This is a genomic window from Agromyces sp. SYSU T00194 (genome assembly GCF_040496035.1).
Taxonomy (GTDB): domain Bacteria; phylum Actinomycetota; class Actinomycetes; order Actinomycetales; family Microbacteriaceae; genus Agromyces; species Agromyces chitinivorans.
Map to the genome: position 1 here is coordinate 343296 of NZ_JBEPJZ010000002.1, position 21502 is coordinate 364797.

Sequence of the window (21502 nt, forward strand, 5' to 3'; positions counted from 1 at the left end):
AGTGGGTGCGGGCGCTCGTCAGGAGTTCGAGGCCTGACCGCGACGCGCGCGCAGCTGCTGCAGCGCGTCGTCGAGGAGCTGCTCCGCCTCGTCCTCCGAGCGCCGCTCCTTCACGTACGCGAGGTGCGTCTTGTACGGCTCGGTCTTCTGCTCGCTCGGCGGGTTGTCCTTGTCGCGACCCGCGGGCAGACCCGTGGACGGGCTGTCGATGACCTCGGGGATCTCCTCGTCGGGCAGGGTCGCCGAGAAGTACCGGACGGTCTCGTTGCCGAGGGCGTCCCAGTAGCTCACGGCCACGCGCTCGGCGTGGTACCCGTGGTCCTGCTCGCCCATGGGGCCCGCGCCGACGCGCGAGCCGCGGATTGCGCTGTTTCCAGATACCACGGTGCCTCCGTCAGATGCCGGTGTCGAACTTGGTGATGAGTCCCAGGACCACGATGCACGAGACCCAGACGAGCCCCAGCACCACGGTGATGCGGTTCAGGTTGCGCTCGGCGACGCCGGACGCCCCGAGGCTCGACGTCATGCCGCCGCCGAACATGTCGGACAGGCCGCCGCCGCGACCCTTGTGCAGCAGGATGAGCAGCGTCAGCAGGAGGCTGGTCAGGCCCAGGAGGACCTGCAGCACGACCTGGAGAATATCCACGAAGAACCCTTTCCGAGGCGCGGCGGTGCCGCGCAGACATCAGTCGATCATAGCAAGACGCCGGCGCGACATCCCGCCGACGCGGTCAGACGCCGACGTGCTTCTGGAAGCGGGCGATGCTCGAGAACTCGTCGATGTCGAGGCTCGCACCGCCGACCAGCGCGCCGTCCACGTTCGGCTCGCGCATGAAGCCCGCGATGTTCGCGGCCTTCACCGAGCCGCCGTAGAGGATGCGCGTGCGCGCCGCGACGTCGTCGCCGAGCACCTCGGCCAGCGTGCCGCGGAGCGCCGCGGCGACCTGCTCGGCCTGCTCGGGCGTCGCCGCCTGGCCGGAGCCGATCGCCCAGACCGGCTCGTACGCGACCACGATGTCCGCCGCCGCGGCGACGCCCGCGAGGGCCGCCTTCAGCTGCGCGACCGGCACCGCGCTCGGCCCGTGCTGCTCGAGGTCCTCCGCGGTCTCGCCGACGCAGATGATGGGCACCAGGTCGTGCCGCAGCGCGGCCTGCACCTTGGCGGCGACGACCTCGTCGGTCTCCGCGTGCAGCGTGCGCCGCTCGGAGTGGCCGATGATCACGTAGCCGCAGTCGAGCTGCTTGAGGAACCCGCCGGGGATCTCGCCCGTGTAGGCGCCCGAGTCGTGCGCCGACAGGTCCTGCCCGCCGTAGGCGAGCGGCAGCTTGTCGGCCGCCACCAGCGTCTGCACGCTGCGCAGGTCGGTGTACGGCGGGAAGACCGCCACCTCCACCGCCGCGAAGTCGTGCTTCGCGTCGCCCAGGCTCCACGCGAGCTTCTGCACGAACGCGATCGCCTGCAGGTGATCGAGGTTCATCTTCCAGTTGCCCGCGATCAGCGGGATGCGGCTCACTGCCATCCGAGGACCTCCAGTCCGGGGAGCTTCTTGCCCTCGAGGAACTCGAGGCTCGCGCCCCCGCCCGTCGAGATGTGTCCGAATGCGTCGTCGTCGAAGCCGAGCGCGCGCACCGCGGCGGCCGAGTCGCCGCCGCCGACGACGCTCAGGCCCTCGACCTCGGTCAGCGCCTGGGCGATCGCACGAGTGCCCGCGGCGAACGGTGCCAGCTCGAACACGCCCATCGGGCCGTTCCAGAAGACCGTCTTCGACGAGCGGATGCGGTCGGCGAACGCCGCCGCCGTGTCCGGCCCGATGTCCAGGCCGAGGCCCGACGCGCCGAACGGCGTGTCCTCGATCGCGTCGGCGGCGCGCACGACGTGATCGGCATCCGCGCTGAACGACGCGGCGACGACCACGTCGGTCGGCAGCACGATCTCGACCCCGCGACGCTCGGCGTCGGCGAGGTAGCCCTGCACGGTCCCGATCTGGTCGGCCTCGAGCAGGCTCGAGCCGACCGCGTGGCCCTGGGCCGCGAGGAACGTGAAGAGCATGCCGCCGCCGATGAGCAGGCTGTCGACGCGCGGCAGCAGGTGCTCGATGACGCCCAGCTTGTCGGACACCTTCGACCCGCCGAGCACGACCGCGTACGGCCGCTCGGGCGACTCGGTCAGCCGATCGAGCACGTCGAGTTCGGCCGCGATGAGCAGGCCGGCCGCGCTCGGACGGGCCTGCACCAGCTCGTACACGCTCGCCTGCTTGCGGTGCACGACGCCGAAGCCGTCGGAGACGACCGCGTCGGCGAAGTCCGCGAGCTTCGCGGCGAACCCCGCGCGCTCGTCGGCGTCCTTGCTGGTCTCCTCCGCGTTGAAGCGGAGGTTCTCCAGCACGAGCACCTCGCCGTCGCCGAGCGCCTCGACGGCGGCCGTGGCGGACTCGCCGACCGTGTCGATCGCGAAGGCGACCGGACGGCCGAGGAGCTCGCCGAGGCGCGTCGCCGCGGGGGCGAGCGAGTACTTCGGGTCGGGTGCGCCGCCGGGGCGGCCGAGGTGCGAGATCACGATCACCCGGGCGCCCTGCTCGAGCAGCGCGGTGATGGTCGGCACCGAGGCGCGCACGCGCCCGTCGTCGGTGATCCTGCCGTCCGCGAGCGGGACGTTCAGGTCGCACCGGACGACGACGCGCTTGCCGCCGAGCGGACCGAGGGAATCGATGGTGCGCAGCGTCATGCGTCGCTCGTTACAGGCGCTCGGCGACGTACTCGGTGAGGTCGACGAGTCGGTTCGAGTAGCCCCACTCGTTGTCGTACCAGCTCGAGAGCTTGACCTGGTTGCCGATGACGCGCAGCAGCCCCGCGTCGAAGATCGACGAGTGCGGGTCGGTCACGATGTCGCTCGAGACGATCTCGTCCTCGGTGTACTTCAGGATGCCCTTGAGCGGGCCCTCGGCGGCGGCCTTGTAGGCGGCCTTCACCTCGTCGACGGTCACCGGGCGCGAGGCGGTCACCGTGAGGTCCGTGATCGAGCCCGTCGGCACGGGGACGCGCAGCGCGAAACCGTCGAGCTTGCCGACGAGCTCGGGGAGCACGAGGCCGATGGCCTTGGCCGCGCCGGTGGACGTCGGAACGATGTTCACGGCGGCGGCACGGGCACGGCGGAGGTCCTTGTGGGGGCCGTCCTGCAGGTTCTGGTCGGCCGTGTAGGCGTGGACCGTCGTCATGAGGCCGTGCTCGATGCCGAAGGCGTCGTTGAACACCTTGGCCAGCGGGGCGAGGCAGTTCGTGGTGCACGAGGCGTTCGAGATGATGTGGTGCGACGCCGGGTCGTACGAGTCCTCGTTCACTCCGAGCACGAAGGTCGCGTCCTCGCCGGTCGCCGGCGCGGAGATCAGCACCTTCTTGGCGCCCGCGTCGATGTGCTTCTTCGCGTCGGCCGCCTTGGTGAAGAAGCCGGTCGACTCGATGACGATGTCGACGCCGAGGTCGCCCCAGGGCAGGTTCGCGGGGTCGCGCTCCGAGAACACCTTGATCGCGTTGCCGTCGACCACGAGGTTCTCGTCGTCGAACTCGACGGTCGCGTCGAGGCGGCCCGTGATCGAGTCGTACTTCAGCAGGTGGGCGAGGGTCTTGTTGTCGGTGAGGTCGTTCACGGCGACGATCTCGAGGTCCGCGCCCTGTGCGAGGGCTGCGCGGAAGTAGTTGCGGCCGATCCGGCCGAAGCCGTTGATCCCGATCTTGACGGTCACGAAAGATTCTCCTGTTGCTTCTGGCCTGTGCGGCGCGGGGTGGTGTGGAGTTCGCGGAACGGCGGGGTCCCCGGGACGCAGGCCCGGGGACCCGGCATCCGCTATGACAGTAGCAGCAGGCCCGAGGTCTTCTCACGGGCCGTCGTGAAGCGCTGCTGGACGTTCGCCCAGTCGACGATGTCCCAGAACGCCTTCACGTAGTCGGCGCGGACGTTCCTGTAGTCCAGGTAGTACGCGTGCTCCCAGACGTCGAGCATGAGCAGCGGCACGATGCCCGCCGGGAGGTTCGCCTGCTGGTCGAAGAACTGCAGCACGACGATGCGCTCGCCGATCGAGTCCCAGGCCAGCACCGCCCATCCGGAGCCCTGCACGCCCATCGCGGTGGCCGCGAAGTGCGCCTGGAACGCGTCGAACGAGCCGAAGTGGTCGTCGATCGCCGCGGCGAGCTCGCCGGTCGGCTTGTCGCCGCCGTCGGGCGACATGTTCGTCCAGAAGATCGAGTGGTTCACGTGACCGCCGAGGTTGAACGCGAGGTCCTTCTCGAGCTTGTTCACGTTGGCGAGGTTGCCGGTGCCGCGCGCCTCGGCGAGCTGCGCGAGGGCCGTGTTCGCGCCCGTCACGTACGCCTGGTGGTGCTTCGAGTGGTGCAGCTCCATGATGGTGCCGCTGATACTCGGCGCGAGCGCCGAGTAGTCGTAGGCGAGGTCGGGCAGTGTGTAGTCAGCCATTGCTTCTCCTTGTCAGATGCCGGCGCGCCGTCCGCGCGCCCGGCTTCGAGCGACCCTTCCGAGTCTATTCAGGTTCGCGCCCCCGCCGAGGACGCACGGCGTCATCTCAGACGTCATCGAGGTCGGGCGGGAGGCTCGCCTCGGTGTCGGGCACGCCGAGGTCGGCCGCCTTCTTGTCGGCCATGGCGAGCAGTCGACGGATGCGGCCGGCGACGGCGTCCTTCGTCATGGGCGGGTCGGCGTGGTGCCCCAGCTCGTCGAGGCTCGCATCGCGGTGCGCGAGGCGCAGCCGACCGGCGTAGCCGAGGTGCTCGGGCACGTCGTCGCCGAGCAGCTCGAGCGCCCGCTCCACGCGCGCGCACGCGGCGACCGCGGCCTGCGCCGACCGGCGCAGGTTCGCGTCGTCGAAGTTCACCAGGCGGTTGGCCGTGGCGCGCACCTCCCGACGCTGTCGCAGTTCCTCCCAGTTGCGCACGGTGCCGGCGGCGCCCATCTCGGTGAGCATCGCGCCGATCGCCTCGCCGTCGCGGATCACGACGCGGTGCACGCCGCGCACCTCCCGCGCCTTGGCCGGAATCGACAGCCGGCCCGCGGCACCCACCAGGGCCATCGCGGACTCGTTGCCGGGGCAGGTGATCTCGAGCGCGGCCGAGCGGCCCGGGTCGGTCAGGCTCCCCCGCGCGAGGAACGCCCCGCGCCAGACGCCGGCGACCTCCTCGCGCGAACCCGTGGTCAGGCGGTTCGGCAGTCCGCGCACGGGCCGGCGGCGCGCGTCGAGCAGGCCGGTCTGCCGGGCGAGCGTCTCGCCGCCGTCGAGGACGCGTACCAGGAACTGGTCACCGCGCCGGGCGGCGCCCGACGACGTCACCGACACGTCGGCGCGCACGCCGTAGAGCTCGGCGAGGTCGCGCGCCACCCGCCGCGCGATCGCGACCGAGTCGACCTCGGCCTCCACGGCGATCCGGTTCGAGATGACGTGGAGCCCTCCCGCGAATCGCAGCAGCGAGGCGAGCTCCGCAGCGCGCACGCTGGTCCGGCTCACCTCGAACCGGGCCAGTTCGTCCTTGACGTCGGCTGTCAGCGCCAATCGTGTGTCCATCCTGTCGATCGCCTCGCTTCGGGCGTGTGGTTCCTATTCGCGGCCGAGGTCGCGGTGCCTGATGCTCACCGCGAGCCCGGGCACGGCCCGCAGTCGCGTCGCCAGCGCCTCCGCCATCGCCACCGAGCGGTGCTTGCCGCCGGTGCATCCGATCGCCACGGTCGCATGCCGCTTGTTCTCGCGCTGGTACCCGTCGAACACGGTGCCGAGGACACGAGCGTACCCGTCCAGGAACTCGCCGGCACCCTCCTGCTCCAGCACGTAGCGTGCGACGGCGTCGTCCACGCCCGTCTGGGCGCGCAGAGCCGGGTTCCAGAACGGGTTCGGCAGGAACCGGGCGTCGGCGACGAGGTCGGCGTCGGGTGGCAGCCCGTACTTGAAGCCGAAGCTCAGGATCGTCACGCTGAGCTCGGCCGCGTCGGCAGCCGCGAACGAGTCGCGGATCGTCGAGGCGAGCTGGTGCACGTTGAGCTCGCTCGTGTCGATGATCACGTCGCTCGAGGCCTTCAGCTCCGCGACGCGCGCCCGCTCGGCGGTGATGCCGTCGAGGATCGTGCCGCCGCCCTGCAGCGGGTGGGGCCGGCGCACCGACTCGAACCGGCGCACGAGCGCCGCATCGGTCGCGTCGAGGAAGATCACGCGCAGGTTCAGGCCCGTGCGCAGGGCCTGCACGATGTCCTGCAGCTCGGAGAAGAAGTCGCCGCCGCGGATGTCGACGACCGCGGCGATGCGCGGCAGGGTGGCGCCGGCGCGCTCCACGAGCTCGACCAGCGGGCGCAGCATCTGGGGCGGCAGGTTGTCGACGACGTACCAGCCCAGGTCCTCGAGCGAGTTCGCGACGGTCGATCGGCCCGCCCCGGACATGCCGGTGACGATGAGCATCTCCTGGCTCACCCGATCATCGCTCATGCGGTCCCGGGCCCCCTCTCGTCCGCCCCGACCCCAGCCTACCGACCGCGAGCGGGCTCGGGGGACGGCTCCGGATGCAGGTGGCGGTGCACCGCCTCCGCCGTCGCGGGGCCGACGCCGCGCACCTCGGCGATCTCCGCAGCGCTCGCCGAGCGCAGGCGGGTGACCGAGCCGAAGTGGCGCAGCAGTTCCTTCACCCGCGCCGGGCCGAGCCCGGGCACCTCCGCGAGCACCGACCCGATGTCGCGCTTCCGGCGCTGCCGCTGGTGCGTGATCGCGAACCGGTGCGCCTCGTCGCGGATGCGCTGGAACATGAACAGCGCCTCGCTGTTGCGCGGCAGCACGACCGGGAATGCCGACTCGGGCGTCCAGATCTCCTCGAGCCGCTTCGCGATGCCGGCGAGACGGATGCCGCCCACGCCGCTGTCCGCGAGGGCACGCGCCGCGGCCGCCACCTGCGGCTCGCCCCCGTCGACGATCAGCAGGTTCGGCCGGTAGGCGAACTTCCTGCGTCGACCGGTCTCGGCGGCGTCCTCCCCGTCGGGCGACGCGTCGGTCGTCGCATCCGACCCCACCGCGTCGTCGTCGCGCAGGTACGCGAGCCGCCGGCTCAGCACCTGGTACAGCGCCTCCGTGTCGTCCGCGTACTCGGGAACGGTGAACCGGCGGTACTCGTCCTTGCGCGGCAGACCGTCCTCGAACACCACCATCGACGCGACGATGTTCGTGCCCGACAGGTGCGACACGTCGAAGCACTCCATGCGCAGCGGGGCATCCGGCATGTCGAGCGCCTCCTGGATGTCCTCGAGCGCCTGCGACCGGGCCGTGAAGTCGGCGCTGCGCCGGGTCTTGTAGAGCATCAGCGCGTGGGCCGCGTTCTGCCGGGCGGTCTCGAGGAGCGCCGCCTTGTCGCCGCGGCGCGCGACCTTGAGGCGCACCCGACGGCCCGCGATCGCCTCGAGCCACGACTGCAGCGCCTCGGCGTCGTCGGGCAGCTCCGGCACGACCACCTCGGCGGGCGGGGACTCGTCGTCGCCGTAGACGTTCTGCACGACGGAGTCGACGAGGTCGCCGAGGCCGACGTCGAGCTCCTTGTCGACCGTCCACGCGCGCACCGCGCGGATGCGCCCCTTGCGGACCCGGAAGAGCTGCACGGCGGCAGCGAGCTCGTCGTGCTCGATCCCGAACAGGTCGATGTCGACCGAGTCGCGCAGCACGACCGCCGTCTTCTCGAAGAACGAGCGTGCCGCCTGCAGCTGGTCGCGACGACGGGCGGCGCGCTCGTAGTCCTGGGCGACGGACGCCTCCCGCATCTGGCGCTCGAGGTCGTCGATGATGCGCGAGTCCTGGTTCTGCATGAACGCCACGAACCGGTCGACGCTCCGCCGGTGCTCCTCGATGCCGACGACGCCCGAGCACGGGCCGAAGCAGCGCCCGATCTGGCCGAGGAAGCACGGCTTGCCGCTGTCCATCGCACGCTTGTAGTCGGAGTCCTTGCAGGCGCGCATCGGGAAGATCGTGCGCAGCAGGTCGAGCGTCTCCTGCGCCGCCCACACCTTCGGGTACGGCCCGAAGTACTTCGCGCCCGGGATGTTCGCCCGGCGCGTGACGATCGCACGGGGCGCCTCGTCGGCGAGCGTCACCGCGATGTACGGGTACGACTTGTCGTCCCGGTACTTGACGTTGAACGGCGGGTCGAACTCCTTGATCCAGGTGTACTCGAGCTGCAGCGCGTCGACGTCGCCGCCGACCACCGTCCACTCGACGGAGGCCGCCGTGAGCACCATCCGCCGGGTGCGCTCGTGCAGGCTCCGCAGCGGCACGAAGTAGTTCGACAGCCGCGCGCGGAGGTTCTTCGCCTTGCCGACGTACAGCACCCGCCCGGTCTCGTCTCGGAAGCGGTAGACGCCCGGCTGCGTCGGGATCTCCCCCGCCTTCGGCCGGTACGGAACGGTGTCGCGCATCCTGCTCAGCTTGCCGCCTCGACGCGCGCCTCGGGCGCCTCCTCCAGGATCTCGCGCAGGAACCGTCCGGTGTGGCTGTCCTCGACCGCGGCGACGTCCTCGGGCGTGCCGGTCGCGACGATCGTGCCGCCGCCGGAGCCGCCCTCGGGGCCGAGGTCGACGACCCAGTCGGCCGACTTGATCACGTCGAGGTTGTGCTCGATCACGATGACCGTGTTGCCCTTGTCGACGAGCTTGCCGAGCACCTTGAGGAGCTTCTGCACGTCCTCGAAGTGCAGGCCGGTGGTCGGCTCGTCGAGCACGTACACGGTGCGCCCGTTGGAGCGGCGCTGGAGCTCCGTGGCGAGCTTCACGCGCTGCGCCTCGCCCCCCGAGAGGGTCGTGGCGCTCTGGCCGAGCTGCACGTAGCCGAGGCCGACGTCGACGAGCGTCTTCAGGTACCGGTGGATCGCGGAGATCGGCTCGAAGAACTCGGCCGCCTCGCTGATCGGCATCTCGAGCACCTCGGCGATGTGCTTGCCCTTGTAGTGCACCTGCAGGGTCTCGCGGTTGTACCGCGCTCCCCCGCAGACCTCGCACGCGACGTACACGTCGGGCAGGAAGTTCATCTCGATCTTGATGGTGCCGTCGCCCGAGCACGCCTCGCAGCGGCCGCCCTTGACGTTGAAGCTGAAGCGGCCCGGCAGGTAGCCGCGGGCCTTCGCCTCGGTGGTCTCGGCGAAGAGCGTGCGGATGCGGTCGAACACGCCCGTGTAGGTCGCCGGGTTCGACCGCGGCGTGCGCCCGATGGGCGCCTGGTCGACGTGCACGACCTTGTCGAGGTTGTCGAGCCCCTCGACCCGGAGGTGCCTGCCCGGCACCTTCCGCGCCCCGTTCAGCCGGTTCGCGAGCACCCGGTAGAGGATGTCGTTCACGAGCGAGGACTTGCCGGAGCCGCTCACGCCCGTCACCGCGGTGAAGACGCCGAGCGGGAACGTCACGTCGACGCCCCGCAGGTTGTTGGCGGATGCCCCGCGCACCGTGATCTCGCGGTCGTGGTCGATCGGCCGGCGCACCGCGGGCACCGCGATGCTGCGGCGCCCCGCGAGGTAGTCGCCCGTCACGGAGCGGCGGTTCTCGACCAGTTCGCGGTAGCTGCCCGAATGGACCACCTGCCCGCCGCCGACGCCCGCGCCGGGCCCGATGTCGACGATCCAGTCGGCGGTGCGGATGGTGTCCTCGTCGTGCTCGACGACGATCAGCGTGTTGCCGAGGTCGCGGAGGGCGACGAGCGTCTCGATCAGCCGGCGGTTGTCGCGCTGGTGGAGGCCGATGCTGGGCTCGTCGAGCACGTACAGCACGCCGGTGAGCCCGGAGCCGATCTGCGTCGCGAGCCTGATGCGCTGCGCCTCGCCGCCCGACAGCGTGCCGGCGGCGCGCGCGAGGTCGAGGTAGCTGAGCCCCACCCTGATGAGGAAGTCGAGCCGCAGCTTGATCTCGCGCAGCACCTGGGCGGCGATCGCCTGCTCGCGCTCGGTGAGCTCGAGCCGGTCCATGAACTCGCGTGCATCACTGAGGCTCAGCAGCCCCACGTCGGCGATCGAGTGGTCGTGGATCAGCACCGAGAGCACCTCGGGCTTCAGGCGCTTGCCGTCGCAGACGGGGCACGGCACCTCGCGGAGGTACTCCGCCCAGCGGGCCCGCTGCACGTCGCTCTCGGCCTGGAGGTACTGCCGCTCGATGTAGGGGACCACGCCCTCGAAGCCCGACGTGTACGACAGCTCGCGCCCGTAGCGGTTGCGCCAGCGCACCTTCACCTCGAAGTTGTCGCCGTGCAGCACGGCGTCGCGCACCTCGTCGTTCAGCTCGTTCCACGGGGTGTCGAGCGAGAAGTCGAGGTCGCGGGCGAGGCCGTCGAGGAGCTTCTCGTAGTAGTTGTAGAGGCTCTTGCCCTGGCTCGTCCACGGCAGGATGACGCCGCCGGCGATGCTCAGCTCGGGGTCGCCGAGCAGCAGCTGGTCGTCGACCGACATGCGGGTGCCGAGGCCGGTGCACTCGGGACAGGCCCCGAACGGGGCGTTGAACGAGAACGTGCGCGGCTCGATCTCGGTGAGCTGGATCGGATGCTGGTTCGGGCAGGACAGCTTCTCGGAGAACGTCTGCCACGCCGCGTCGCCCTCGCGGTCGACGAAGTTGATGCGCACCAGCCCGTCGGTGAGGCGCAGCGCCGTCTCGAGCGAGTCGGTCAGGCGCCCCAGGATCTCGGGACCGGCGACGAGGCGGTCGACCACCACCGAGATGTCGTGCTTGACCTGCTTCTTCAGCTTCGGCGGGTCGGTGAGCTGGACCATCTCGCCGTCGACGAGGGCGCGCGAGTAGCCCTGCGCGGCGAGCTCGGCGAACAGGTCGACGAACTCGCCCTTCTTCTGGCTCACGACCGGGCTCAGCACCTGGTAGCGCGTGCGCTCCTCGAGTTCCATCAGCTGGTCGGCGATCTGCTGCACGGTCTGCCGCTGGATCCGCTCGCCGCACACCGGGCAGTGCGGTACGCCGATGCGGGCCCAGAGCAGGCGCATGTAGTCGTAGATCTCGGTGATCGTGCCGACCGTCGAGCGCGGGTTGCGGTTGGTCGACTTCTGGTCGATCGAGACCGCGGGGCTGAGGCCCTCGATGAAGTCGACGTCGGGACGGTCGACCTGGCCCAGGAACTGGCGCGCGTACGCCGAGAGCGACTCGACGTAGCGGCGCTGGCCCTCGGCGAAGATCGTGTCGAACGCGAGGGAGGACTTGCCGGAGCCGGAGAGCCCGGTGAACACCACCAGCGAGTCGCGCGGAAGCTCGACGTCGACGTTCTGGAGGTTGTGCACGCGGGCGCCGCGCACGCTCAGGCGCGCACGGGTATCGAGATGGGAGACAGCCACCACTCGAGTCTAGGCACGCCCACCGACACCGAAGTCCGCGGGGCGGACGCCCTCGGCGAACGCCGCCGCGCGCCGTGCCCGCCGCACACGTGATCGGGCGGTTCGCGGTTCCCGTCCGCTCCGTGGCATCCGCTCAGCCCAGGTGGCCCGCCTTCTCCATCTGGCGCAGCTCGCGCTTCAACTCCGACACCTCGTCGCGCAGGCGCGCGGCCAGCTCGAACTTCAGCTCGGCCGCCGCCTCGAGCATCTGGCCGTTCAGGTCTGCGATGAGCGACTCGAGGTCGTTCGCGCCCGCGGCGGCGATGCCCTCGCGCTTGAGGTTCGGCACCGGCGACTTCTTGGCGCTCTCGCGACCCGCGAGCAGGGCAGCGGTGTCGGCCTCCTCGCGCGCGAGCACCGCGGTGATGTCGGCGATGCGCTTGCGCAGCGGCTGCGGGTCGACGCCGTTCGCGCGGTTGTACTCGACCTGCTTCTCCCGACGCCGATTCGTCTCGTCGATCGCCGTGCGCATCGAGTCGGTGAGCACGTCGGCGTACATGTGCACCTGCCCGGACACGTTGCGCGCCGCACGCCCGATCGTCTGGATGAGCGAGGTCGACGAACGCAGGAACCCCTCCTTGTCGGCGTCGAGGATCGACACCAGCGACACCTCGGGCAGGTCGAGGCCCTCGCGCAGCAGGTTGATGCCCACCAGCACGTCGTAGACGCCGGCCCGCAGCTCGGTGAGCAACTCCACGCGACGCAGCGTGTCGACGTCGGAGTGGAGGTACCGCACCCGCACGCCGGCCTCGGTGAGGAAGTCGGTGAGGTCCTCCGCCATACGCTTGGTGAGCGTCGTGACCAGCACGCGCTCGTCGCGCTCGGCGCGGGCGCGGATCTCCTCGAGCAGGTCGTCGATCTGCCCCTTGCTGGGCTTGACGACGATCTCGGGGTCGATGAGCCCGGTCGGGCGGATGATCTGCTCGACCACGCCGTCGGCCACGCCGAGCTCGTACCGGCCGGGGGTCGCCGAGAGGTAGACCGTCTGGCCCACGCGCTCGGAGAACTCGTCCCAGGTGAGCGGCCGGTTGTCGAGTGCGCTCGGCAGGCGGAACCCGTGCTCGACGAGCGTGCGCTTGCGCGACGAGTCGCCCTCGTACATCGCGCCGATCTGCGGCACCGTCACGTGCGACTCGTCGATGACGACGAGAAGATCATCGGGGAAGTAGTCGAGCAGGCAGTGCGGCGGCTCCCCCGCCTCGCGTCCGTCGATGTGCCGCGAGTAGTTCTCGATGCCCGAGCAGAACCCGATCTGCTCCATCATCTCGAGGTCGAAGGTCGTGCGCATGCGCAGGCGCTGCGCCTCGAGCAGCTTGCCCTGGCGCTCGAGCTCGGCGAGGCGCTCCTCGAGCTCGGTGCGGATCGTGCCGACCGCGCGGTCCATCACCTCGGTGCTCGCGACGTAGTGCGAGCCCGGGAAGACCGGCACCGCGTCGAGCTGCGCCACGACCTCGCCGGTGAGCGGATGCAGGTGGTACAGCGCCTCGATCTCGTCGCCGAACATCTCGATGCGGATCGCGAGCTCCTCGTACACCGGGATGATCTCGATCGTGTCGCCGCGCACGCGGAACGTGCCGCGCGAGAACTCGATGTCGTTGCGCTGGTACTGCATCGAGACGAACTTGCGGATGAGCCAGTCGCGGTCGAGTCGCTGGCCCACCTGCAGCGGCATCATGGCCGCGAGGTACTCCTCGGGCGTGCCGAGCCCGTAGATGCAGGAGACCGTCGAGACCACCACGACGTCGCGCCGGCTGAGGAGCGAGTTCGTCGTCGAGTGCCGGAGGCGCTCCACCTCCGCGTTGATCGACGAGTCCTTCTCGATGAACGTGTCCGTCTGCGGCACGTACGCCTCGGGCTGGTAGTAGTCGTAGTACGAGACGAAGTACTCGACCGCGTTGTTCGGCAGCAGCTCGCGGAACTCGTTCGCGAGCTGGGCGGCGAGGGTCTTGTTGTGCGCCAGCACGAGCGTGGGGCGCTGCACCGCCTCGATCAGCCAGGCGGTCGTCGCCGACTTGCCCGTGCCGGTGGCGCCGAGGAGCACCACGTCGGCCTCCCCCGCATTCACCCGGCCCGCGAGTTCGGCGATCGCTGCCGGCTGGTCGCCGCTGGGCGAGTATTCGCTGACCACCTCGAACGGGCGCACGGAACGGGTCGACTGCATGCGTCCAAGTCTAGGTTCGCCCTCGGACACCGGGCCCGGGCGACGGCTATCCGGCCGCGCGGAGCTCCCGGATGCGCGTCCACAGTGCGTCGACCTGGCTCATCGTGTGGGCGAGGCTGCCGCCCGTGTCGATCACGACGTCCGCCACCTCGCGCCGCTCGGCGTCGGTCGCCTGCGCGTCCACGCGCGCCTGCGCGTGGCCGCGTTCCAGTCCGCGCTCGTCGACCAGCCGGTCGACGCGCGTGCGCGCGGGCGCCTCGGTCACGACGACGAGGTCGAACCGGTCTGCGGCCGACGCCTCGACGAGCAGGGGCACGTCGTAGACGACGACCGCGTCGGGGTCCACCCGCTCGGCCTCCGCCAGGTGCTCGGCGAAGAGCTCGCGCACGCGCGGGTGCACGATGGCGTTGAGACGCGTGCGGGCCGCCTCGTCCGAGAACACGAGCTCGCCCAGGCGCACCCGGTCGAGCGTGCCGTCGGCGCGGAGCAGCCCGGCGCCGAACGCGTCGGCGATCTCCGCGAGCGCGCTGCTGCCCGGCTCGACCGCCTCGCGCGCGAGCGCATCGGCGTCGATGTGGACGGCGCCGTGCTGCACGAGGCGTCGTGCGACCGTGGACTTCCCCGAGGCGATGCCGCCCGTCAGACCGATAAGGAACACGCCTCCAGCCTATCGACCCGCGATCGCGGGGACGGCCGGACACGGCGACGGCCGGGCACCCACGCGGGGTGCCCGGCCGTCGATCGGTCCGATGCGGACTAGGAGTTGCTCGAGAGCTTCTCGCGCAGCGCCGCGAGCGACGCGTCGTCGGCGAGCGTGCCGGCGCCGGCCGCCTCGCTCGTGAACGAGCTGCCACCGAAGTCGGCCTCGGCGGCGTCCTTCGCGTTGGCGGCCGCGACCTGCTTCTTGTGCGCCTCCCAGCGAGCCTGGGCGGCAGCATACTCCTGCTCCCACTTCTCGCGCTGGGCGTCGAAGCCCTCGCGCCACTCGTTGGTCTCCGGGTCGAAGCCCTCGGGGTACTTGTAGTTGCCCTGCTCGTCGTACTCGGTGAGCATGCCGTAGAGCGCCGGGTCGAACTCGGTGCCCTCGGGGTCGACGCCCTCGTTGGCCTGCTTCAGCGACAGCGAGATGCGGCGACGCTCGAGGTCGATGTCGATGACCTTGACGAACACCTCCTCGCCGACCGAGACGACCTGCTCCGCCAGCTCGACGTGCTTGCTGGACAGCTCCGAGATGTGCACGAGGCCCTCGATGCCGTCCGCGACGCGCACGAACGCGCCGAACGGGACGAGCTTGGTGACCTTGCCCGGTGCGACCTGGCCGATGGCGTGGGTGCGGGCGAAGACCTGCCACGGGTCCTCCTGCGTCGCCTTGAGCGACAGGGAGACGCGCTCGCGGTCGAGCTCGACGGAGAGCACCTCGACGGTGACCTCCTGGCCGACCTCGACGACCTCGCTGGCGTGCTCGATGTGCTTCCACGACAGCTCGGAGACGTGCACGAGGCCGTCCACGCCGCCGAGGTCGACGAACGCGCCGAAGTTGACGATCGAGGAGATGACGCCCTTGCGGACCTGGCCCGGGTGGAGGTTCGCGAGGAACGTCGACCGGGTCTCCGACTGGGTCTGCTCGAGCAGCGCGCGGCGCGAGAGCACCACGTTGTTGCGGTTCTTGTCGAGCTCCAGGATCTTCGCCTCGAGCTCCTGGCCGAGGTACGGCGTGAGGTCGCGCACGCGGCGCAGCTCGATGAGCGAGGCGGGGAGGAAGCCGCGGAGGCCGATGTCGACGATCAGGCCGCCCTTGACGACCTCGATGACCGTGCCGGTCACGACGCCGTCGGACTCCTTGATCTTCTCGACGTCGCCCCAGGCGCGCTCGTACTGGGCGCGCTTCTTCGACAGGATGAGGCGGCCTTCCTTGTCCTCCTTCTGGAGGACGAGGGCCTCGACGGTGTCGCCGACGCCGACGACCTCGCTGGGGTCGACATCGTGCTTGATGGAGAGTTCGCGGGAGGGGATCACACCCTCGGTCTTGTAGCCGACGTCGAGGAGGACCTCGTCGCGGTCGATCTTCACGACCTGGCCCTCGATGAGGTCGCCGTCGTTGAAGAACTTGAGCGTCTTCTCGACCGCGGCAAGGAAGTCTTCAGCAGAACCGATGTCGTTGATTGCGACCTGCTTGGTTGCCTTGGTCGTTGCGGTTGTCATGTAGTGGTTGCTCCGTAGTGGACAGGGTCGGGCCCCTCGCGCGTTGCTTGCATGTTGTTGTTCCGCGAAGGGCGTGCGGACAGGACGTCACAAACGTGACATTCCATCCTAGCGGCGTCGGAGCAGGTCGGTCAAACGCCGAGCACGGCGGTCCGCAGCGTGTCCAGGCCGACGCCGCCGAGGGCGAGGGCCTTCCCGTGGAACTCCTTGATCGAGAACGCGTCTCCCTCGCGGCGGGCGACCTCGTCGCGCAGGCCCTCCCAGATGCGCTGGCCGACCTTGTACGAGGGTGCCTGCCCCGGCCAGCCGAGGTAGCGGTTCACCTCGAAGCGCACGAAGCCCTCGTTCATGTTCACGTTCCGCGACATGAACTCGAACGCGTACTCCGCCGACCAGGGACCCGACCCGTCGGGCAGCGTCTTCTCCAGGTGCACGCCGATGTCGAGCACCACGCGGGCCGCCCGCATCCGCTGCCCGTCGAGCATGCCGAGCCGATCGGCCGGGTCGTCGAGGTAGCCGAGCTCCTGCATCAGCCGCTCGGCGTAGAGCGCCCAGCCCTCCGCGTGGCCCGACGTGCCGGCGAGCTGGCGGCGCCAGGTGTTCAGCGTGGCGCGGTTCACGACGGCCTGGCCGATCTGCAGGTGGTGGCCGGGGACGCCCTCGTGGTAGACGGTCGTGAGCTCGCGCCAGGTGTCGAACTCCGTGACGCCCTCGGGCACCGACCACCACATGCGACCGGGCCGCGAGAAGTCGTCGGTCGGTCCCGTGTAGTAGATGCCGCCCTCCTGGGTGGGCGCGATCATGCACTCGAGGGCGCGGATCTCCTCGGGGATGTCGAAGTGGGTCGCACCGAGTTCCTCGACCGCGCGGTCGCTGGTCTCCTGCATCCAGCGCTGCAGGGCGTCGGTGCCGTGCAGCTTGCGGCTCGGGTCGTTGTCGAGGAACGAGATCGCCTCGATGACGGATGCCCCGCGCTTGATCTCGTTCGCGATCGACTGCTGCTCCGCGACCATGCGCGCCAGCTCGTCGAGTCCCCACTCGTAGGTCTCGTCGAGGTCGATCGTCGCACCGAGGAACTCGCGCGACTTCAGCTCGTAGAGCTCGCGGCCCACGGCGTCCTTCTCGGCGGCCGCCCCGTCGAGCTCGGACTCGAGGAACTCGGCGAGCTCCTGGTAGGCGACGGCGGATGCCACGGCGCCCTGCTCGAGCTCGGCCCGGAGCGCATCGGGCAGCTCGCCCTCGGCGACGCCCGCCGACGCGACGAACTCCCCGAAGAAGCCCTCGGGGCGTGCGTTCTTGCGCGCCTGCGCGGCGACCTCGCGCACCTGCCGACGCGCCGGGGTGACGCCGCGCCCGATGCCCTCGCGCAGCGTCGCGACGTAGCCCTCCATCGCGGCCGGCAGCGCGGCGAGCCGACGCGAGACCGCCTCCCAGCCCTCGACCGAGTCGGTGGACATGAGGTCGAACACGTCGCGGAGCTCCTGCGCGGGGCTCGCGATCACGTTCAGGTCGCGCAGGTGCAGGCCCGCGTCGTAGCTCTCGATCGCGAGCTCGAGCTGGCTGCGCAGGTCGGTGCGGGTGATCATGTCGACGTCGTCGACCTCGGCGGCCGCCTCGAGGCGCGCGAGGGTGTCGCGCGCGGTCTGCACGAGCTGCTCGTCGCCCGCCGGCGAGTAGTCGCCGTAGCCGCCGTCGGCCGTCTCGCGGCCGATGTACGTGCCGAGCACGGGACGCAGCTCGACCAGGGCGTCGACCCAGTCCTCCGCGACGCGGTCGATCTCGGTGGGGGTGCGTGCGGGCTCCGAAGTCATGGGAGCGAGCCTATCCGCTGCGCGGGACCGGCCCGCGCACCCCGCGGAGCGGTCTGTGCACAGAGCGTCCGACCCGAACGTTCCTCGGGATCAGTGGGCCGCGGCATCCCAGTTCGGGCCGTGCCCGAGCTGCACGTCGAGCGGCACCCGCAGGTCCGCCGCCGTCGACATGCGACGCTGCACGATCTCCTCGAGCCGCTCGCCCTCGCCCGCCGCGACCTCGAAGATCAGCTCGTCGTGCACCTGCATGAGCATGCGCGAGGCGAGCCCCGCCTCGGCGACGTCGCGCTCGATGCCGAGCATGGCGATCTTCATGATGTCGGCGGCCGAGCCCTGGATCGGCGCGTTGAGCGCCGCGCGCTCCGCGTTCTCGCGCAGCACCCGGTTCGGGCTCGACAGGTCGGGGAACGGCCGGCGCCGGCCGAAGATGGTCTCGGTGAAGCCGTCGACCTTCGCCTGCGCGACGACGTCGCGCAGGTAGTCGCGCACCGCGCCGAAGCGCGCGAAGTAGTCGACCATGAGCTGCTTGGCCTCCGACTGCTCGATGCGCAGCTGCTTCGACAGGCCGAACGCGCTGAGCCCGTAGGCCAGCCCGTACGACATGGCCTTCACCTTGGTGCGCATGAGCGGCGTCACCTCCGCGGGTTCGACGCCGAAGATGCGGGCGCCGACGAACCGGTGCAGGTCCTCGCCGGCGTGGAACGCCTCGATCAGGCCCGGGTCGCCCGAGAGGTGCGCCATGATGCGCATCTCGATCTGCGAGTAGTCGGCCGTGAGCAGCGTCTCGAACTCCGCGCCGTGGCGGAACGCCTCGCGGATGCGCCGGCCCTCCCCCGTGCGCACCGGGATGTTCTGCAGGTTCGGGTCGGTCGACGCGATGCGGCCCGTGCTCGTGCCGATCTGCACGTAGGTCGTGTGGATGCGGCCGTCCGCGCCGATCGACTTGTCGAGCGACTCGACGATCTGGCGGAGCTTCGTGGCGTCGCGGTGCTCGAGCAGCAGGCCGAGGAAGGGGTGCGGGCTCTTCTCCTGGAGGTCGGCAAGCGCACCGGCATCCGTCGAATAGCCCGTCTTCGTCGCGCGCGTCTTCGGCATGCCGAGCTGGTCGAAGAGCACCTCCTGGAGCTGCTTCGGCGAACCGAGGTTGACCTCGCGACCGATCTCGGCGAACGCCCGGGCGGCGATGTCGGCCGCGCGGTCGCCGAGCTGGGTGGACAGCGCCGAGAGCTCGTCGTGGTCGACCGTGACGCCGCGCAGCTCCATGTCGGCGAGCACGCCGAGGATCGGCATCTCGATGTCGGTCAGGACCGGCAGGGTCGGCGCGGGCAGCTCGGCGAGCACCACGGGCGCCGCGCGCAGCGTGTACCACGCCAGCTCGGCCGGCCCCGCAGACCGCGACTCGTCGGGCACGAGCTGCGACGGGTCGGGCGTCGGCAGCGTCTCGCCGAGGTAGCGGAAGACGACGTCGGCGAGGCCCTTCTCCTGGGCGAGCGGGTTCACCAGCCAGGTGGCGACGAGCGTGTCGATCGCGAGCCCGCCGAAGCCGAGACCCGACCGACGCATCGCCTTCACCTGCGGCTTGGCGTCGGTCATGAGCTTCGGCGCGTCGCTCGCGAGCCACTCCTCGAACGGCAGGTAGTCGGCGCGGCCCGGCTGCCAGGCCAGGAAGACGGACTCCGCGGCACCGGAGACCCCGGCGCCGATGACCTTGCCGTCGAGCATCTCGATCGTGAGCCCCAACCCGTCGGGGTGGGCGGCGACCTGGCGGTCGAGCCAGCCGCGCAGTTCCTCGTCGAGCAGCGTCTGCGGAACGGGCGCGGTGGGGGCGGCGGATGCCGCGGGGTCGGACATGCCGCTCGCGGCATCCGTCGACTGCTCCTCGCCCGCGAGCTTCATGACGCGCTCCAGGAGGGTGCGGAACTCGAGCCGGGCGAACAGCGCGGTGACGGCGTCGGTGTCGATCGGGCGGGCGGCGAGGTCGTCGACCGCGACGTCCAGCTGCAGGTCGTCGACCAGGCGGTTCAGGCGGCGGTTGCGCACCGCGTTGTCCATCTCGGCGCGCAGGTTGTTGCCGGCGACGCCCGTGATCTCGTCGGCGTGCTCGAGCACGCCGTCGAGCGAGCCGAACTGCTTCAGCCACTTCACCGCGGTCTTCTCGCCGACCTTCGTGATGCCCGGGAGGTTGTCGCTCGTCTCCCCCACCAGCGCGGCGATCTCGGGGTACTGCGCGGGCGGCAGCCCGTAGCGCTCCTCCACCGCTGCCGGGTCGTAGCGCTTCAGCTGCGACACGCCCTGGCTCGACGGGTAGAGCAGGGTCACCTCGTCGTTCACGAGCTGGATGGTGTCGCGGTCGCCCGAGACGAGCAGCACCTCGTACCCGTCGCGACGGCCCTGCGCGGCGAGGGTGGCGAGGATGTCGTCGGCCTCGTAGTCCTCCTTGACGAGCGTGGTCACGCCCATGGCCGCGAGCGCCTCCTGGAGCAGCGGGACCTGGCCGACGAACTCGTGCGGGGTCTCGGCGCGGTTGCCCTTGTACTCCTCGTACTCGCGGGTGCGGAACGAGTGCCGGGAGATGTCGAACGCCACCGCCAGGTGGGTCGGCTTCTCGTTCTTCAGCAGGAGCAGCAGCATCGACAGGAAGCCGTGGATGGCGTTCGTGTGCTGCCCGTCGCGGGTGCGGAAGCTGTCGACCGGCAGCGCGAAGAACGCCCGGAATGCGAGGGAATGGCCATCGATGACCATGAGGGTAGGCTTTGCTGGATCCGGCACCCCCCAAGCCTATAAGCGGCCGACGACACGGCCTTCACGACCGATCGGGAGCAGCATGACCCAGGAGCAGGCCGTCGATGCGCTGGACTACATCCGGCGCCGCGGCATCGGCACGCTGGCGGAGCGGATGGGCATCGACTTCGTCGAGTTCACGGTCGATCGCGCGGTCGCGACCATGCCCGTGGAGGGGAACACCCAGCCGGCGATGCTGCTGCACGGCGGCGCCTACGTCGTGCTCGGCGAGAGCCTCGGCTCGATGTCGGCGAACCTGTGGGCGGGGCCCGACCGGCTGGCCGTCGGCGTCGACATCAACGCGACGCACACGCGCTCCGCGACCTCCGGACGGGTCACGGGTGTCTGCACGCCGATCCACCTCGGTCGCACGATGACCGTGCACGAGATCGTGGTGACCGACGAACAGGGACGGCGCTGCTCGACCGTGCGGATCACGAACTTCATCAAGGACCGCCCGGCCGGCTGAGCGTGCGCCGCCCGCCGGTGCGGTCGTGCCGGGGCGTCGGACGGACGCCCCGGGGACCTCAGTTCTTCTTCGGGGCGAGCTGCTCGATGATCGCCTGCGCGACGTCCTTCATGGTGAGGCGGCGGTCCATCGACGCCTTCTGGATCCAGCGGAACGCCTCGGGCTCCGACAGCCCCATCTTCTCGTTCAGCAGGCCCTTCGCCCGGTCGACGAGCTTCCGGGTCTCGAAGCGCTCGACGAGGTCGCCGACCTCGGCTTCGAGGGTGAGGATCTGGGCGTGCCGGGCCAGCGCGATCTCGATGGCCGGCAGCAGGTCGTTGGGCGTGAACGGCTTGACGACGTACGCCAGCGCGCCGGCCTCGGTGGCCCGCTCGACGAGCTCCTTCTGGCTGAACGCCGTGAGCAGGACGACGGGCGCGATGTGCCCCTCGCTGAGGCGCTTCGCCGCCTCGATGCCGTCGAGCTGGGGCATGCGCACGTCCATGACGACCAGGTCGGGACGCAGCTCGGTGGCGAGCGCGACGGCGGTCTCGCCGTCACCGGCCTCGCCGACCACCTCGAACCCGTTGTCGCGGAGCGTCTCCACCACGTCGAGCCTGATGAGCGATTCGTCCTCGGCGACCACGACGCGACGCGGCGCGGCCTGGGTGTTCTCGGTGTCTGTCACGCCTGAAAGCCTACGGTATTCTGATCGCGGTC

The 21502-nt window shown here is 70.5% G+C and carries 17 protein-coding genes; 1 reads left to right on the forward strand and 16 read right to left on the reverse strand.

All coding sequences use genetic code 11. From position 1 onward, the window contains the following. Positions 1-18 precede the first annotated feature (18 nt). The 15 genes from ABZK10_RS14420 to polA all read right to left on the reverse strand — a co-directional run bounded on the left by ABZK10_RS14420 (position 19) and on the right by polA (position 20322). A complete protein-coding gene (locus tag ABZK10_RS14420) occupies positions 19-384 on the reverse strand; it encodes an RNA polymerase-binding protein RbpA (RefSeq protein ID WP_353809995.1) in 366 nt (121 codons plus the stop codon). Positions 385-394: 10 nt separating this feature from the next. Continuing rightward, positions 395-646 (reverse strand): preprotein translocase subunit SecG, encoded by a 252-nt coding sequence (secG, locus tag ABZK10_RS14425; RefSeq protein WP_281886560.1) that lies wholly within the window; start codon positions 644-646, stop codon positions 395-397. A gap of 85 nt (positions 647-731) precedes the next feature. Further along, positions 732-1520, reverse strand: a complete 789-nt coding sequence (gene tpiA, locus ABZK10_RS14430) for a triose-phosphate isomerase (protein WP_353809996.1) — start codon at positions 1518-1520, stop codon at positions 732-734. Continuing rightward, entirely contained in the window at positions 1511-2725 is a 1215-nt protein-coding gene (locus ABZK10_RS14435; RefSeq protein ID WP_353809997.1) for a phosphoglycerate kinase, read from the reverse strand. The genes tpiA and ABZK10_RS14435 overlap by 10 nt, the downstream gene beginning before the upstream one ends. A 10-nt stretch (positions 2726-2735) precedes the next feature. Continuing rightward, positions 2736-3740 carry a type I glyceraldehyde-3-phosphate dehydrogenase gene (gap, locus tag ABZK10_RS14440; protein ID WP_353809998.1) on the reverse strand — a complete coding sequence of 335 codons (1005 nt, stop codon included), beginning with the start codon at positions 3738-3740 and terminating at the stop codon, positions 2736-2738. A gap of 101 nt (positions 3741-3841) precedes the next feature. Beyond that, entirely contained in the window at positions 3842-4468 is a 627-nt protein-coding gene (locus tag ABZK10_RS14445; protein ID WP_353809999.1) for a superoxide dismutase, read from the reverse strand. A 106-nt stretch (positions 4469-4574) separates the two neighbouring features. Next, positions 4575-5555 (reverse strand): DNA-binding protein WhiA, encoded by a 981-nt coding sequence (gene whiA, locus ABZK10_RS14450; RefSeq protein ID WP_353810549.1) that lies wholly within the window; start codon positions 5553-5555, stop codon positions 4575-4577. Between the two features lie 45 nt (positions 5556-5600). Then, positions 5601-6476 carry an RNase adapter RapZ gene (rapZ, locus tag ABZK10_RS14455; protein WP_353810000.1) on the reverse strand — a complete coding sequence of 292 codons (876 nt, stop codon included), beginning with the start codon at positions 6474-6476 and terminating at the stop codon, positions 5601-5603. A gap of 38 nt (positions 6477-6514) precedes the next feature. After that, positions 6515-8440: an excinuclease ABC subunit UvrC gene (gene uvrC / locus ABZK10_RS14460; protein ID WP_353810001.1), complete on the reverse strand. Its 1926-nt coding sequence runs from the start codon at positions 8438-8440 to the stop codon at positions 6515-6517. Positions 8441-8445: 5 nt separating this feature from the next. Continuing rightward, positions 8446-11340 carry an excinuclease ABC subunit UvrA gene (gene uvrA, locus ABZK10_RS14465; RefSeq protein WP_353810002.1) on the reverse strand — a complete coding sequence of 965 codons (2895 nt, stop codon included), beginning with the start codon at positions 11338-11340 and terminating at the stop codon, positions 8446-8448. A 133-nt stretch (positions 11341-11473) separates the two neighbouring features. After that, positions 11474-13540, reverse strand: coding sequence for an excinuclease ABC subunit UvrB (uvrB, locus tag ABZK10_RS14470; RefSeq protein ID WP_353810003.1), 2067 nt, complete (start codon positions 13538-13540; stop codon positions 11474-11476). 46 nt (positions 13541-13586) lie between these two features. Next, positions 13587-14198, reverse strand: a complete 612-nt coding sequence (coaE, locus tag ABZK10_RS14475; protein WP_353810004.1) for a dephospho-CoA kinase — start codon at positions 14196-14198, stop codon at positions 13587-13589. 98 nt (positions 14199-14296) lie between these two features. Beyond that, positions 14297-15742 carry a 30S ribosomal protein S1 gene (rpsA, locus tag ABZK10_RS14480; protein WP_353810005.1) on the reverse strand — a complete coding sequence of 482 codons (1446 nt, stop codon included), beginning with the start codon at positions 15740-15742 and terminating at the stop codon, positions 14297-14299. 131 nt (positions 15743-15873) lie between these two features. Beyond that, positions 15874-17553: a DUF885 domain-containing protein gene (locus ABZK10_RS14485; RefSeq protein ID WP_353810006.1), complete on the reverse strand. Its 1680-nt coding sequence runs from the start codon at positions 17551-17553 to the stop codon at positions 15874-15876. A 90-nt stretch (positions 17554-17643) separates the two neighbouring features. After that, positions 17644-20322, reverse strand: a complete 2679-nt coding sequence (gene polA, locus ABZK10_RS14490) for a DNA polymerase I (RefSeq protein WP_353810007.1) — start codon at positions 20320-20322, stop codon at positions 17644-17646. Between the two features lie 55 nt (positions 20323-20377). Between polA and ABZK10_RS14495 the strand changes: the two genes are divergently transcribed. Further along, positions 20378-20803 carry a hotdog fold thioesterase gene (locus ABZK10_RS14495; protein ID WP_353810008.1) on the forward strand — a complete coding sequence of 142 codons (426 nt, stop codon included), beginning with the start codon at positions 20378-20380 and terminating at the stop codon, positions 20801-20803. Positions 20804-20861: 58 nt separating this feature from the next. Here the strand turns inward: ABZK10_RS14495 and ABZK10_RS14500 are convergent, their stop codons facing one another. Next, positions 20862-21470 carry an ANTAR domain-containing response regulator gene (locus ABZK10_RS14500; RefSeq protein ID WP_353810009.1) on the reverse strand — a complete coding sequence of 203 codons (609 nt, stop codon included), beginning with the start codon at positions 21468-21470 and terminating at the stop codon, positions 20862-20864. Between the last annotated feature and the right edge of the window lie 32 nt (positions 21471-21502).

What these genes read in the sequence shown, in the direction of transcription:
- ABZK10_RS14445 (WP_353809999.1), bottom strand. Translation starts at nt 4,468, where the DNA reads ATGGCTGACTACACACTGCCCGACCTCGCCTACGACTACTCGGCGCTC.
- rpsA (WP_353810005.1), bottom strand. Translation starts at nt 15,742, where the DNA reads ATGACAACCGCAACGACCAAGGCAACCAAGCAGGTCGCAATCAACGAC.
- rapZ (WP_353810000.1), bottom strand. Translation starts at nt 6,476, where the DNA reads ATGAGCGATGATCGGGTGAGCCAGGAGATGCTCATCGTCACCGGCATG.
- ABZK10_RS14495 (WP_353810008.1), top strand. Translation starts at nt 20,378, where the DNA reads ATGACCCAGGAGCAGGCCGTCGATGCGCTGGACTACATCCGGCGCCGC.
- uvrB (WP_353810003.1), bottom strand. Translation starts at nt 13,540, where the DNA reads ATGCAGTCGACCCGTTCCGTGCGCCCGTTCGAGGTGGTCAGCGAATAC.
- uvrC (WP_353810001.1), bottom strand. Translation starts at nt 8,440, where the DNA reads ATGCGCGACACCGTTCCGTACCGGCCGAAGGCGGGGGAGATCCCGACG.
- ABZK10_RS14435 (WP_353809997.1), bottom strand. Translation starts at nt 2,725, where the DNA reads ATGACGCTGCGCACCATCGATTCCCTCGGTCCGCTCGGCGGCAAGCGC.
- tpiA (WP_353809996.1), bottom strand. Translation starts at nt 1,520, where the DNA reads ATGGCAGTGAGCCGCATCCCGCTGATCGCGGGCAACTGGAAGATGAAC.
- ABZK10_RS14485 (WP_353810006.1), bottom strand. Translation starts at nt 17,553, where the DNA reads ATGACTTCGGAGCCCGCACGCACCCCCACCGAGATCGACCGCGTCGCG.